The sequence below is a fragment of the Candidatus Protofrankia californiensis genome (assembly GCF_900634765.1).
Taxonomy (GTDB): domain Bacteria; phylum Actinomycetota; class Actinomycetes; order Frankiales; family Frankiaceae; genus Protofrankia; species Protofrankia californiensis.
Genome location: NZ_CAAAFT010000312.1, coordinates 1 through 14,089, shown reverse-complemented (window position 1 = coordinate 14,089; position 14,089 = coordinate 1). Strand labels below are relative to the sequence as shown.

The window sequence follows — 14,089 nt, the reverse complement described above, 5'->3', positions numbered from 1 at the left end:
CGGCGAGGATGTACCCGAAGTACTTCTCCTTGTCCGGATGGTGCGTCGCTCGGATAGTCAGGTCGTCCAGGTCGCACCGGAGGGGCTGGCGCATGGCCAGCGCACGATACGCGGGATGGTCCGGGTCGAGATGAAAGGCTATGTCCGAAGGGACGTCTGGAGGCAGGGGGGCCACGCCAGGCGTGTTCGCTCCGACAACCCGGCGTTGTTGCAGGCTGGCTGGCCTGGCGTCGGGGTCCAAGGGCTCGTTGGTGAGGAAGAGTTCGCACCAGTCGGCGAATTCCGGGACCAGGAGCTCGACCATCCCTTCCAGCGTTGCCGTCAGGTCCAGCGACGCCCCGACCAACCCGCTGGCCCGGCTCAGCAGCCGCAGCTTCCGTTCGACCGTGTCCCGCCCGGCCTCCGCCCAGCGCTGCTCGGTCACGTCGACTATCGCTACGCCCACGGCCACAGTGATCTGGTCCGGGCTGGGGATCGGGTAGTGGGAGACCCGCCAGATGCGCTGGTCAGGCCAGGCCGTCGGGGTCGCACCGGTGGTCTCGACGTCGATGATCGGCTGCCCGGTGGCGAGCACCCACCGGATCATCTCCCACGCCTGAGGTTCGACGCCGGGCAGCAGCTCGGACAGGGCCTTGCCGCCCAGGTCGTCCGCGGACAGACCGCTCATTGTACGTATCGCCCGGTTCATCCGGAGGACCCGCAGCTCCCGGTCGACGATCAGCAGGCCGATCGGAGCCATCTCGAACAGCTGTGCGACGAGCGTCGGCTCGTCCGGTGCGGTCGGGCTAGGGATGTAGCGCTGACCCATGTTGCGGATCACCACCGGACTCCTCGCGAGGATCCTGAATCGGTGCCATGTCTTTGTCTCGGGTCTGGGCGAATAGTGTTCGCGACCTGCCGAGCGGGAAGCCGCAGGTGAACGCCGTCACCGGAAGGTCGTCCGCCTCCACCATCCGCTATCAATGCCCTCTCTCGGGGTGGCGAAACGCGTGAGATCGACACTGGCGGCGGACTACGACGGCTACCGCTGGAGACGTCGACCCCGGCGGGGTCTCCCTACCGGCCCTGGGCCGGGTTCGAGTACCCGTTCGGCAGGCGGCATGCGTCCTGTCACGCCGAGGCGGGCATCCTCCACGAGTATCAACATGCCGCATGACCTACGCGGATGAATTTTCGGCAAGCGCAGTGCCACAGGTCGGCAAGTATGTTGACGCAACGCGACTCCAGCTCCGCGGTCTGCGGGTATTCATCTTTGTCAATCATGTTCTTGGCGGCGCACTCGCCCATCAACCGCTCCGCATGCTGGTCATCCACGTGGTTACGAACGTGGCCAGGTTCAGCCTGTGGGGTGCCAGAACCGTGCCACCGGCCGTGACCTGTGTCGTTAGGCGGGTCGCTCGTATTCGTTGAGGAGACCGCCGAGGACGGGTCGGCGTTTGATCCGCTTGCTGGAGAGGTCGGCTGCGGGGTGGTCGGGTCGTGGTGGCTGGAGGTGGCGGCCGCGGTGGGGTCGTCGTCCATTGTAGTGGGCCGCATACTTGGCCAGGACTGCGCGCAGGTGCCGTTCACCGACGATCAGTATGCGGTCGGTGACCTCGGTCCGGACGGTGAGCACGAACCGTTCCGCGTAGGCGTTCGCCCGGGGACTTCGGGGTGGGATCCTGATCGCGGTGATACCGGCGTCGAACAGGACCGCGTCGAACGATGCGGTGAACTGCCCGGCGCGGTCACGGACCAGGACTCGGAAGTCCGCCGTTCGATCGCCGAGGTCCATGACCAAGTTGCGGATCTGCTGGGTGGTCCACGGCCCGTCCGGGTGGGCGGTGACCCCGAGGATGTGCACGTAGCGGGAGCCGGCTTCCCTCACGAACAGGCAGTACAGGCGTTGGAGCGTGACTGCGCAGTCCACGTGGAGGAAGTCGACCGCCAGCATGGACGATGCCTGCGTGCGGAGGAACTCCCCGCCACGTCGTGTCGGTGTGCCGCTTGGGCGCCGGGGGTATCCCGATGGTTGTGAGGACCCGGCGGATCGTCGTGGCGCTGACGCGGTGGCCGAGCTTGAGCAACTCGCCCTGGATCCGCATGTAGCCCTACGATGCGTTCTCGGTGGCGAGGCGTCCGATCAGCGCGGCGAGCACGGCGCGGTCAGCCCAGTCCCACCGGGGTTTCGGGCGGGTACGGCGCAACACGGGGCGGGGGCGACCTCGTGGGGACGCGACCAGCGGATGGGTAGCGACGATCTCGTCGCCGACCGGGTCGAGGATCGCCAGCCGGCCCTCGGCCGCTCTCAGGTGGACTGTCGCCCCGATCCAGACGGTGGGCACCGAGTAGCGGGCCGAGGCGAACCGGACGCACGACAGCCGGTCGACCTTGCGGCTCACCGCCGCCCCGATCGTCGCGGTCAGGCGCAGCGACGGCAGCGGGCCGAGCAGCGGGCGTTCCACGAACAGCCGGTCGGCGGGCACGGCGGCGGTCTCGCTGTGGACCGCCGTGTTGACCTCGGCGCACCAGGCCGCCGCCGCGCTGTTCGCCGCCGTCAGGTCAACGAACGGCACCCCGGGGATGATCAGGTCGCGTTTCGCGTAGCCGACGAGGTTCTCCACGATCCCTTTCTACTCCGGATCGGCGGCCTCGCAGAAATCCGGCCGGAAACGGTAGTGAGACGCGAACCGGACATACGCCGGGGAGGGAACCACCACATTCGCGACGACAGCACCCTTCAAACAGCCCATCCGATCGGCGAGGACAACCTTCGGGACCCCGCCCAGCACGTCGAAACACTCCGCCAGCAGAGCGAACGTCGTCGCGGCCCGCTCGTTGTCGGCGAACCGGACGAACCTGACCCGTGACCACGCCAGCACCGCGCAGAACACGTGCAGGACACCGGCCGTGCCCCAGTCGATCGCCAGCACCTCACCCGGCGTCCACACCGCCGGCCGCCGGCCCCGGTGATGCCCCGCCCGCCAGTCCGCCTTCGCGCAGGCCAGTCCCGGCTCAGACACCGACACGCGAATGATCGTCACGTTCACGATCTGGCGGTTGTCGGAAAGGCGGCACGATTATGATCGTTTCGCTGTGGCGTGATAGACGGTAATTGATCCTTCCGGGTTGAATTGGGGGTGCGCGGTGGATCCGGTCTCATTAGTGGCGGCGGCGTTGGCGGCTGGCGCGGTGTCCGGTCTGTCCGGTACGGCGACGCAAGCGGTCAGTGACGCCTACGCGGCGCTCAAGGACCTGCTACGCCGCCGGTTGGTCGGCCGAGGGCAGGATCCTGGCGCGCTGGACGGCGAAGAAGCGGAGGCGGAGGCATGGCGCTCCCGGCTTGCGGGTCGGCTCGCCGCCGCCGATGTCGATGTCGATGACGAGGTGCGCGCTGCGGCCGAGCAGCTGCTCGCCGCGGCTGATCCGGCCGGCTACCGGGCCGGCAAGTACGCAGTGGATCTGCGTGGTGCCAAGGGTGTGCAAGTCGGCGATGGCAACATCCAGAACAACACTTTCAACTGATCGACCGGCGAGGCGCGTGATGGACGATCCAGGCGGTCCGGGTGAGGCGCCGCCAACTCTGGACGTCGACGCCCGGGGCTCGAAGGGCGTGCAGATTGTGCTCGCCGGCGGTTCCGGCGTGCAGAACAACTACTTCGCGGGGCGCCAGCCCGTGCGGTGGCCGCACCTGGTGGGCGTGATTCCGCCTCGCACCGACGGTTTCCAGGACCGGGCGGTCACCGCCGTGCTGAACGACCACGCGGGGGTGGGGCGGGTGTCAGCGCCGACGCAGATCGTCGCTGGCCTGGGCGGAGTCGGCAAGACTCAGCTCGCGGCGGAGTTCGCGCGGCGTATGTGGGCCGCTGGCGTGCTCGACCTGCTGGTGTGGGTGTCGGCGGGGAGCCGGGCGGCGGTGGTGTCGGCCTACGCTCAGGCCGCGGCCGACTTGGTGCTCGGACCCGACGACGAGGATCAGAACCAGACGGCGATGCGGTTTCTTGCCTGGCTGGGTAACACCGACAAGAGATGGCTGATCGTCTTGGACGACGTGAACTCGGCCGGAGATGTGCGGGGTCTGTGGCCACCCGAGCGGCCGGATGGCCGCACGGTCGTCACCACCCGTCGTCGCGACGCCGCCCTGCTCGCCGGCCGGGACATGGTCAAGGTCGGAGTGTTCACCGAGCAGGAGGCGATCGACTATCTCACCGGAAAGCTGCCGAGCGGGCTGGCCGACGACGTTCAGGGCGTCGCGGCCGATCTCGGTCTGCTACCGCTGGCCTTGGGGCACGCGGCAGCCTACATGCTCGATCAGGACCTGACCTGCACCGCGTACCGGCGTCGGTTCGCCGACAGGAGCCGTCGGCTCTCGGGATTGTTCCCGGATGAGAGTGGCTTGTTCGACGGCACCGCCGACACCGTAGCCACGACCTGGTCACTGTCCATCGAGGCCGCCGACCAGCTCGCCCCGATTGGTATGGCCAGGCCGCTGCTGGAGCTGGCGAGTGTGCTCGACCCCAACGGCATCCCGGAGACGCTGTTCGCGACCGAAGCGGTGTGCGGATACCTCGCCCGTCAACGATCGTCGGAACACGAGCCGTCGCGACCGGAACCGCCTCATCTGGAGACGGCTGAGATCGCCGAGGTCGACGTCCGAGACGGCCTGCGGGCCCTGCACCGTTTCCATCTCGTTGTGCACGACGCTGGGCTGATCCGCGTCCACGCCCTCGTGCAGCGGGCGGTTCGGGAAGACGTGTCCGAGCCGCTTCGGGCGGCGCTGGCCACGTCCGCCGCCGACGCACTCATCCACCTGTGGCCGGACGTTGACCTGGACGCACGGTACGCCCAGCTGCTGCGTACCAACGCCACCACCCTGCATCGGGTTGTCCCCGAGGCCCTGTGGGCGACGGCCGGCGGCGCCCATCCCGTGCTGCCGCGTGTCGCCCGCAGCTTCGGGGACGCGGCTCTGCTCTCCGACGCGATCAGCTTCTCGCGCGAGATCAGCGATGAGGCGCTACGTCACCTGGGCGCCGGCCATCGAGACACCCTCGCCTTCCGGAATCAGTTGGCCATGTGGCTGGGAGACGACGGGCAGGTGGAGGACGCGGTCGCCTCGCTCGAGGCGCTCGTCGCCGACGCGGTGTCTGTCCTGGGCACTGATGATCCGAACACGTTGGACGCTCGCCAGAACCTGGGATACCAGCGGGGGCAGGCAGGTGACCCGGCGGAGGCGGCGGCGGATCTGACGGCGGTGCTCGCGGACCGCGAGCGGGTGCTCGGACCCGACCATCCGACGGCGTTGACCACCGCCGACCAGCTGGCGTATTGGCGGGGAAAGGCTGGGGACGCGGCGGGAGCGGTCGCGCTGCTAAGCGAGCTACTCCCGAACGTCGTGCGTGTCCGCGGGCCCGAACACCGCGACACCCTGGCCGTCCGCGGAAACATCGCGTGGTGGATCGGGGAGGCTGGAGATCCGGTCGGAGCAGTGGCGGCGATGCGGGAGGCGCTCGCCGATACGATCAGCGTGCTGGGCGCCGAACATCGTGACATGTCCGTCCTGCGCAACAACCTCGCCTACTGGCAGGGCAAGGCAGGGGACCCTGCCGGAGCGGCGGCCGCGCTGGAAAAACTACTCGTTGACCGGCTGCGCATGTTCGGCCCCGACCACCGGGACACGCAGGCAACCCGCAACGCCCTCGCGGAGCTACACGTCGAGCTGGATAACCCGGCGGAGGCGGCCGCACAACTGGAGCTCGTCCTCGCCGCCCGACGTTGGATGTTCGGCGACGACCATCCGGAAACACTGGACACGCGGTACAGACTCGCGTGTGTGCGCGGGAAGCTCGGGGATCCGGCCGAGGTGGTAGCAGCGCTCGAAGGAATCCTCAATGAGCAGTCGCGGGTTCTCGGCCCCGACCATCGGGCGACCGCACGGACCCGCGACAGCCTCGCCCACTGGCGGGAGATCCGCGCCGACGGGCACTCCTGAGGGGTCAGACGCCCCTGCGTTGTCAAGCCGCTGAAGTGATCGGTAAAGCTGCCCGCGGGAACGCGCGGTAGATCTCCCGACAACATACCGCTTCAAGCAGCGGACGATCTCTCGCGGGGTCTTGCCTTCCGCGATCCGTCGCTGCTGACAGGCCCGCGTACGGGCATCGCACCGCAGTCGGGTGATGACGATCCGGTGGAGAGCGGCGTTGGCCTGCCCGTCCCACCATCCGCCGCACACGCATACTCGGCGAGATGATCAATAAATACTGCAACGCCGCCTGACGACTCCCGCAGACGAGCGCATCAAGTGCAAAAGGCCAGTTCAGAGCCGAAATCTGGATTTTGGAGCCCCACAGGCATGGTCCGTCCTCACCGGTTGTCCCGCCGTCTTTCCTGCGGGACCTGATGCGCGGCGCCGACAGCACGGGCGGCTGACGTCCACCGGCCCCGATGAGGTCGCGGGAGCGTCAGACGAGGACGTCGGCGAGCTCGGAGGCGGTGCGCGCGAGCGCGGGCAGCGTACGTTCGACGAGTTCGTCGGTCATGCGCACAGTTGGCCCCGAGACCGACACTGCCATGGGCGACCCGGCCATGAGCGGCACCGCAGGTACCGGAACCGCGACGCAGCGGACACCGATCTCCATCTCCCCCTCGTCGAGGGCGTGGCCGCGCGAACGGATCAGCGACAGCTCACTCAGCAGCTCGTCGATGTCCGTGATCGTCGCGGGCGTGCGCGGGGTCAGCGGTGAGGTCTCCAGGATCGTCCTCGTCCGGTCGGGGGGGAGCATGGCCAGCAGCGCCTTGCCGACGCCGGTGCAGTACAGCGAGACCCGCCGTCCCACCTCGGTGAACGTCCGCATCGAGTGCGAGCCGGGCGCCTGCGCCACGTACTCCGCGAGGCTGCCTGCCAGCACCGCGAGATTGACCGATTCGCCGAGCTGGTCGGCCAGCCCACGCAGCACCGGACCGGCCCGCTCGCCGAGCAGCGCGTTCGCGCCCGCGCCCAGGGGGACGAGTCTCGAGCCGAGGCAGTACCGACGGTCGGGCAGCCGCCGGAGGTAGCCGCGTGCGGCGAGGGTCTGGACGAGCCGGTGGATGGTCGGCAGTGGAAGCCCGGTCGCCGTGGCCATCTCACTGATCGAACACGCTCCGTGTGCCGCCTCGACGACCTCGAGCACGGTGAGGGCACGTTGCACCGACTGCACCCCGGCGGCTCCGGAGGTGTCCGGAGCACCCGCGGCTCCCGTCGCCGTGGGGTGCTGATCGAAGGTCATGACTTTCCGAGCCTCCCGCACTGTCTTGACCGCTGCCTGCCGTCCGATCTAGCCTTCTTTCACAATGTAATATTAAAATTCCGCATCGTGAAATAACGATACCAAGCGACACCGAGAGACGGTGATGCTTTCGTGGACGCGGCGCTCGCCGAACTGGTTGATGAACTGCCCGATGGTGTGGTTGTCACCGATCCTGACCTGCTGGAGAAGTACCGTCGCGATCGGGCCGCCGACCCGCGGGCGGCCATGCCCCTGGCTGCGGTGCGCGCCGAGAGCACCGAACAGGTACAGACCGCCGTGCGCTGGGCGGCGCGTCACCGGGTGCCGGTGGTGCCCCGGGGGGCGGGCACCGGGCTGTCCGGCGGTTCCACCGCCGTGGACGGCGGGATAGTGCTGTCGACCGAGCGGATGCGGACGATGCGGATCGACCCGCTCACCCGCATGGCAGTAGTGCAGCCGGGGCTGCTCAACAGTGAGGTGAAGGCTGCCGCTGCCGAGCACGGCCTGTGGTACCCGCCCGACCCGTCGTCGTTCGAGATTTGTTCGATCGGCGGCAACGTCGCGACGAACGCCGGCGGCCTGTGCTGCGTGAAGTACGGCGTCACCACCGACTACGTGCTCGGCCTCGAGGTGGTGCTGAGCGACGGCACGGCCGTGCGACTCGGTGGCCCGAGGCTGAAGGACGTTGCCGGTCTGTCGCTCACCAAGCTGTTCGTCGGCAGTGAGGGAACTCTGGGGATCGTCACCGAGGCGACGCTGCGACTGCTGCCGGCCCAGCCGCCGACCAGCACGCTGGTGGCCACCTTCGCCAGCACGCTGGACGCGACGAGGGCGATCCTGGCGATCACCTCGGCCGTGCGTCCGGCGATGCTCGAGTTCATGGACCGCACGTCCATCAACGCCGTCGAGGACATGCTGCGGATGGGGCTCGACCGCGACGCGGCCGCGCTGCTCGTGGCCCGCTCGGACAGCCAGTACCTCGCCGCCGAGCTCGAGATGAAGACCATGGCCGCGGCGTGCGAGGCGAACGGTGCCACCGAGGTCCTCGCGACCGACGACGCGACGGCCGGCGAGGCGTTCGTGGTCGCGCGCCGCAGTGCCATCCCGGCGGTCGAACGCCGAGGCAGGGTGCTGCTCGAGGATGTCGGTGTCCCGCTCCCCAGATTGCCCGACCTGGTCGCGGGCATCGAGGCGATCGCCGCGGCCCGGGAGGTCACGATCGCGCTGATCGCCCACGCCGGCGACGGGAACACCCATCCGCTGATCGTCGTCGACCCGGCAGACGAGGACATGGCCCGACGTGCGGAGCTGGCCTTCGGTGAGGTCATGGACCTGGCCATCCGCCTCGACGGCACCATCACGGGCGAGCACGGCGTCGGCCGGCTCAAGAAGGCGTGGCTGGTCGATCAGGTCGGCCCGGATGTGCTCGGCCTGTCGCTGCGGATCAAACAGGCGCTCGACCCGATGGGCATCCTCAACCCAGGAGCGATCTTCTCGTGACGACGGGGGAGGCGGCCCGGCGGGGTGGACACCACCAGCGGCCTGACCGGCAACGCGCTGGTCCGACTGGAGCGCGAGCCTGAGCTGCGTCGGCGGTTGATCGACGAGCCGGAGCTGTTGACGGCGGGACCGCCCGGGGCTGCTCGGCTGGGCCTGGGCTCGAGGTCGAGGTCCACGGCGCGTCCTCAGCGCACGGGCACGGTCTCGCCGAGCAGGCTGCGCCGGAGCGCAAACCCCTCGTAGCCGTCCCGCTCGACCTGCTCAAGGATGCGCCGGTAGTCGCGCACGCCACCGGAGTAGGGCATGAACACCCGCGGCTTGCCGGGCAGGTCGTCGCCCATGTAATACGACGGCGCCCGGGGGTAGAGCGTCTCCTGCGCCCGCCGGTTGACATGCTCCACCCATCGGTCCTGGGCCTCCTCCGTCGCCTCGATTTCGACGATGCCGTCGGCGACCGCGGTGCGCAGCAGCACGGCCAGCCAGTCCACGTGGTGCTCGATCGAGAGCAGGACGTTGCTGAGCAGGGACGGGCTGCCCGGCCCGGCGATGACGAACAGGTTGGGGAAGCCGGCCACCCCCAGGCCCAGGTAGGTGCGCGGGCCGGTGGACCACGCCTCCCGCAGCGAGTGGCCGCCGCGGCCGGTGATGTCCGGGCGCAGCAGCGCACCGGTGAACGCGTCGAACCCCGTCGCGAGGATCAGCACGTCGAGCGGGTACTCCGCGTCCGTCGTCCGCAGGCTGGTGGGCGTCACGTCGCGGATCGGCGTGGCCCGCAGGTCCACGAGCATGACGTTGTCGCGGTTGAACGTCTCGAAGTAGCCGCTGTCGACTGACGGCCGCTTCCCGCCGAACGGGAACCCGTGCGGGGTGAGCAACTCGCGGGTGCGTGGGTCCTTCACGATCGCCGCGATCTTCTCGCGGCAGAACTCGGCGGCCGTGGCGTTGGAGGCCTCGTCGAGCAGCAGGTCGTGGTACGTGAAGAGGAAGCCGAATCCGGCGCCGGCCCAGGCCTGCTCGAAGCGGGCGCGCCGCTCCTCCGGGTCGGCTGCGGCCGCGGACGCCCGGTCGGGCATGAAGCCCAGCCCGCTCGGCGAGTTCTGCGCGATCGCGCGGCGCTCCGCGTAGGCCGCCTTGACCTCGGCATCGCGCTCGTCGGAGACGGGCCCGTTGCACGCCGGGATGCTGAAGTTGGCCGAGCGCTGAAAGACCGTCAGATGCGCCGTCTGTTGGGCCACGATCGGGATGAGCTGGGCCCCGGAGGACCCGGTCCCGATGACGCCGACCCGCAGGCCCGTCAGGTCGACCGGCTCGTGCGGCCAGCGCGCGGTGTGGAACACGCGCCCGGCGAAGATGTCGAGTCCGGCGATGTCCGGTGCCTTGGTGGCCGAGAGGTTGCCGACCGCCATCACCAGGAACTGCGCGTCCCACACGCGGCCCGTGTGCGTGGTGACCGTCCAACGGGCGGCCTGCTCGTCGTAGGTGGCGGAGGTCATCTGCTGTCCGAAGACGATGTCGCGCCGGAGGCCGAAGTGGTCGGCGACGTGCTGGGCGTAGCGCAGGATCTCGGGCTGCGCGGCGAACCGCTCGTTCCACCGCCACTCCTGCTCCAGCTCCTCGGAGAAGGAGTAGGAGTAGTCGTAGCTCTCGACGTCGCAGCGCGCGCCGGGGTAGCGGTTCCAGTACCAGACCCCGCCCACGTCGTCGCCGGCCTCCAGCACGACGACCGACATCCCCTGCCCCCGCAGGGCGTGCAGCGCGCGCATGCCCGCGAAGCCGGCCCCGACGACGAGGACGTCCACGGTCTCGGGCGCTGTCATGCGGAGGCCCAGATGCCGCCGTCGACGGGCAGGACAGCCCCGGTCACGTACGCGCCCGCGCGGCTGGCGAGATACACCGCTGCGCCGGCCATGTCGTCGTCGCGGCCGACCCGGCCGAGCGGCGAGGTCGCGGCGATCTCGTCACCGTGCTCGTCGAGCACTCTCGCCATCATCTTGCTGGGGAACGGCCCGGGTGCCACGGCGTTGACCGTGATCTGACGGGGCCCCAGCTCGCGGGCCAGCACGCGGGTCAGCTGATGCAGCGCCGCCTTGCTCGCCGAGTAGGAGTAGGTCGGCGTCGCCGGGACCCGCAGGCCGTCGATGCTGCCGACGTTGATGACGCGGGCCGGGTCGTCGGCCGTCGCCGCCGCCTCCAGCTGCGGCAGCAGCGCGCGGGTGAGGAAGAACGGCGCCTTGAGGTTGAGGTCCAGCACCTTGTCCCAGGCGGAGGCCGGGAAGTCCTCGAGGGGAGCGCCCCACGTCGCGCCGGCGTTGTTCACCAGGATGTGCAGCCGGGGCTCGCGGCTGCGGAACTCCTCGGCCAGGCGGGCGCACTCGGCCTCCTGGCCGAGGTCGGTCTGGAGGAACTCCACCTTGCCGAAGGCGGACAGCTCGTTGACCGCGGCCTCACCGCCGGCCTGCTTGCGCGAGCTCAGGTACACCGTGGCGCCCGCATGCACGAGGCCGCGCGCCATCATCAGCCCGATGCCGATCGTGCCGCCGGTGACCAGGGCGGTCTTACCGGTGAGGTCGAACAGGCTCAAAGGGGTTGTCCTTCGGAGTCGGCGAGCTCGCGTTGCGCGCGCTCGGTGAGCAGGAACTTTCGCGGCCGCCCGCTGGGGGTCAGGGGCACCTCGTCCGCGGCGAGGGCGAGCACGTGCCGGGGGACCTTGAAGCGCGCGAGCCGCTCGGCGCAGTAGTCGGTGAGCTCGCTGGTGTCCACGACCGCGCCCGGCTTGGGCACGATGAACGCGACGCCCACCTCGCCCATCCGCTCGTCGGGCAGCGGCGCGACGTGCGCCTGGCCGACGGCGGTGTGCGTGAGCAGGACGTCCTCGATCTCCTTGGGCATCACCTGCTCGCCGCCGCAGCGGTAGCACTCCTTCTTGCGGCCGACGAGGGTGATGTAACCCTGAGCATCCATGCGGCCGAGGTCGCCGCTGCGCAGCCAGCCGTCAGGCGTGAACGCGGCCGCCGTCTCGTCGGGCTTCTTGTAGTAGCCCGCCGTCACCGACGGCCCCATGCACACCAGCTCGCCCACCTCGCCGAGCGGCACGTCGCGACCGTCGTCGTCGAGCACGCGGTAGAGCGCGAGCCGGCCCTCCAGGGCCGGGTCGCCGACCTGACCGACGTCGCGCAGGCGGCCGTTGGTGGTGAGCAGGCGCTCCCGCGGGTCGTCCGGGCTGGTGACCGTGGTCGACGCCGTGGTCTCGCTCATGCCGTATCCGGTAGTGATCTCCTCGGGTGCGAGCACCTCGGTGATGGCGTCCCAGATCCACGGCGGTGCATGGCCACCGGAGGAGAGAACCGACGTGAGGCTCGACAGGTCGCGGACCGCGCGCCGCTGCTCCTCGATGACGTCCATCGTCATGAGCGGGATCAGCAGCGCGTCGTCGGCCCGGTGCCGCTCGATCGCCGCCAGCGTGTCGGCCGCGGTGAAGGCCAGCCGCGGGATGATCGCGCCGCCGGCCATGAGCACCGAGAGCATGCCCTCGACGTAGCCGTAGACGTGGTACATCGGCAGCGAGAACACGATCCGGCGGCCGTCCTGGAAGCCCCGCCCGTACGCGCTGCCGTACGCCGTGCGCAGCAGCATGTCGTGCGTGAGCAGCACGCCTTTGGGCGTGCCGGTGGTGCCGGACGTGTAGATGATGTCGGCGTCGGACTCCGCGTCGGGCGCGGAGATCGGCGCGAGCTCCGCGGCCGGCTCCGCCAGCTCCGCGAAGGTCGTGGCCCCCGCGCGCCCGCCGCCCGGGGCGGTCGGGAACACGACGACCCGGCGCAGCTCCGGCAGCGCGGCCCCGCCGCCGCCCGTCGCCCACCCGGGCGCCAGCTCGTCGAGCATCCGCAGGTAGTCCAGGTCGCGGAAGGTGTCCATGGTGACGAGCAGGACCGAGTCCGACTGGCGCAGGATGCAGCCGAGCTCGTCGCGCCGGTTGAGGAAGTTGATCGGCACGGCGACGGCGCCGACCCGGGCGATGGCGAACTTCAGCGCCACGAACTCCGGAAAGTTGCCCAGCACGAAGGCGACGTGCTCGCCCGGCCGCACCCCGGCGGCCTGCAGCCCGGCGGCGATCCGCAACGACCACTCCTGCAGCTCCCGGTAGGTCCAGGTGCGGTCGTCCGTGATGACGTACGGGCGGTCGGGGTGGGCCTCCGCGACGACGTCCAGCAGCTGGTCCAAGGTGCGCGGGACCCAGCCCGGAAACCCCGGAAACCCCGGAAACATCGCCTCGAGCGCCGCCCGGCGGGTGGCCAGCGGGGCGAGCGCGGTGCGCGCATCCGGGGCCACCGCCAGGGTGCGCTCGTCGCCGGTCATCGTTACTCGTCCTCGTTCTTCGCGTCGGCGGTGCGGGCGGCCAGGTAGGCGTCCCAGTAGGAGCGGTGCTCCTTGAACTGGCGGTCGCGGAAGCGCACGGCCGGGCGGACGCCGCCCTCTCGCCAGATGGCGGTGAACTCGTCCAGGGCCGGCCCGGCGATGCCCATGGCGTCGAGGTCATTGGCCGCCGCCATGCCGGTGTGCATGCCCTGCGCCTCGAACCAGCGGTTCGTGACCTCCTTGTGGGAGTAGATGGCGTCCAGCGGGACATGCGAGACGCGCTCGGCGTAGGCGCGGGCGACCGCCTCGAGCTCCTCGCGTGGGACGGCCCGGTTGGCCAGGCCGAACTCGGCGGCCTCGATACCGGTCATGTTGTCGCCGGTGAACAGCCATTCCTTGGTCTTGCGCATGCCGAGATGGATCGGCCACAGGCCGAACACGTGGATCTCGCCCATCGCGCGCGCCTCGGGCTGGCCGAGCAGCGCATCCTCGGCGACGAACGCGATGTCGCACACGCCCATGAGGTCCAGGCCGCCGGCGATGCAGTGGCCGTGCACGACCGCGATCGTGGCCTGGCGCAGCCGGAACAGCCGCATCCAGCGCTCGCGGGAGAGGTGGAACTCCCGGCGCGACCAGACGGGCGAGCGGCGGTGCGGCCGGCGCTGCACGTCGTTGACGGCGCTGTCCGCGTCCCACAGATAGGAGAACTCGTTCAGGTCGTACCCGGTGCTGAAATGGTCGCCGTTCGCTTTGATGACGAGGACGCGTGTCTCGTCGTCCAGGTCCAGGTCGTCCATGACGAGGTCCAGCTCGTCACGCAGCTGACGCGAGAGGGCGTTGCCCTTGTGCGGGCGGTTGAGCGTGACCGTGGCGATCCGCTCTTCCTTCTTGTAGATCAGGGTCTCGAGCTCCATTGCGTCCTCATGTCTCCGGGCGGGGCCGCGCCAGGGGGGAGAGCGGGTGGGGCCGCATCGATGCGGCCTCCCTCC

General features: G+C 69.8%; 10 protein-coding genes and 4 pseudogenes. 3 read left to right on the top strand and 11 right to left on the bottom strand.

The window, feature by feature from the left end:
- The 5 genes and pseudogenes from DD1DGNOD_RS16605 to DD1DGNOD_RS31310 form a co-directional block, all read right to left on the bottom strand.
- Window positions 1-820 (bottom strand): PAS domain-containing protein (locus DD1DGNOD_RS16605; RefSeq protein ID WP_131770541.1); only part of this gene is annotated, 820 nt, incomplete at its 3' end.
- A gap of 365 nt (window positions 821-1,185) precedes the next feature.
- Window positions 1,186-1,343: pseudogene (locus DD1DGNOD_RS16600) on the bottom strand (pyridoxal-dependent decarboxylase); the annotation flags it as partial.
- Window positions 1,344-1,384: 41 nt separating this feature from the next.
- A pseudogene (locus tag DD1DGNOD_RS27160) lies at window positions 1,385-2,189 on the bottom strand (integrase core domain-containing protein).
- Between the two features lie 81 nt (window positions 2,190-2,270).
- A pseudogene (locus tag DD1DGNOD_RS31315) lies at window positions 2,271-2,381 on the bottom strand (Mu transposase domain-containing protein); the annotation flags it as partial.
- 231 nt (window positions 2,382-2,612) lie between these two features.
- On the bottom strand, window positions 2,613-3,008 hold the full coding sequence (locus DD1DGNOD_RS31310) for a DDE-type integrase/transposase/recombinase (RefSeq protein ID WP_206443238.1): 396 nt from the start codon (window positions 3,006-3,008) through the stop codon (window positions 2,613-2,615).
- Between the two features lie 136 nt (window positions 3,009-3,144).
- Here DD1DGNOD_RS31310 and DD1DGNOD_RS16590 point away from each other — a divergent pair, with 136 nt between their 5' ends.
- Together DD1DGNOD_RS16590 and fxsT are read left to right on the top strand one after the other, a co-directional pair.
- On the top strand, window positions 3,145-3,504 hold the full coding sequence (locus DD1DGNOD_RS16590; protein WP_206443237.1) for a hypothetical protein: 360 nt from the start codon (window positions 3,145-3,147) through the stop codon (window positions 3,502-3,504).
- A 19-nt stretch (window positions 3,505-3,523) separates the two neighbouring features.
- Complete coding sequence (gene fxsT / locus DD1DGNOD_RS16585) at window positions 3,524-5,968, top strand: FxSxx-COOH system tetratricopeptide repeat protein (RefSeq protein WP_165036790.1); 2,445 nt, start codon at window positions 3,524-3,526, stop codon at window positions 5,966-5,968.
- A gap of 81 nt (window positions 5,969-6,049) precedes the next feature.
- Here the strand turns inward: fxsT and DD1DGNOD_RS29655 are convergent.
- Window positions 6,050-6,190 (bottom strand): annotated as a pseudogene (locus DD1DGNOD_RS29655) (IS110 family transposase); the annotation flags it as partial.
- Between the two features lie 247 nt (window positions 6,191-6,437).
- On the bottom strand, window positions 6,438-7,244 hold the full coding sequence (locus tag DD1DGNOD_RS16575) for an IclR family transcriptional regulator (RefSeq protein WP_131770538.1): 807 nt from the start codon (window positions 7,242-7,244) through the stop codon (window positions 6,438-6,440).
- Between the two features lie 132 nt (window positions 7,245-7,376).
- On the opposite strand from DD1DGNOD_RS16575, the gene DD1DGNOD_RS16570 reads away from it, so the two are divergent.
- Complete coding sequence (locus DD1DGNOD_RS16570; RefSeq protein WP_131770537.1) at window positions 7,377-8,744, top strand: FAD-binding oxidoreductase; 1,368 nt, start codon at window positions 7,377-7,379, stop codon at window positions 8,742-8,744.
- Window positions 8,745-8,929: 185 nt separating this feature from the next.
- On the opposite strand, the gene DD1DGNOD_RS16565 is transcribed toward DD1DGNOD_RS16570, so the two are convergent.
- Genes DD1DGNOD_RS16565 through DD1DGNOD_RS16550 form a run of 4 tightly spaced genes read right to left on the bottom strand, consistent with a single transcriptional unit; the run spans window position 8,930 to window position 14,014 of the window.
- Entirely contained in the window at window positions 8,930-10,561 is a 1,632-nt protein-coding gene (locus DD1DGNOD_RS16565) for a flavin-containing monooxygenase (protein WP_131770536.1), read from the bottom strand.
- A complete protein-coding gene (locus DD1DGNOD_RS16560; RefSeq protein WP_131770535.1) occupies window positions 10,558-11,325 on the bottom strand; it encodes an SDR family oxidoreductase in 768 nt (255 codons plus the stop codon). The genes DD1DGNOD_RS16565 and DD1DGNOD_RS16560 overlap by 4 nt, the downstream gene beginning before the upstream one ends.
- Window positions 11,322-13,100, bottom strand: coding sequence for a class I adenylate-forming enzyme family protein (locus tag DD1DGNOD_RS16555; protein ID WP_131770534.1), 1,779 nt, complete (start codon window positions 13,098-13,100; stop codon window positions 11,322-11,324). Before DD1DGNOD_RS16555 ends, DD1DGNOD_RS16560 begins: the two co-directional genes overlap by 4 nt.
- A gap of 2 nt (window positions 13,101-13,102) precedes the next feature.
- On the bottom strand, window positions 13,103-14,014 hold the full coding sequence (locus DD1DGNOD_RS16550; protein WP_131767681.1) for an enoyl-CoA hydratase-related protein: 912 nt from the start codon (window positions 14,012-14,014) through the stop codon (window positions 13,103-13,105).
- Window positions 14,015-14,089 lie beyond the last annotated feature (75 nt).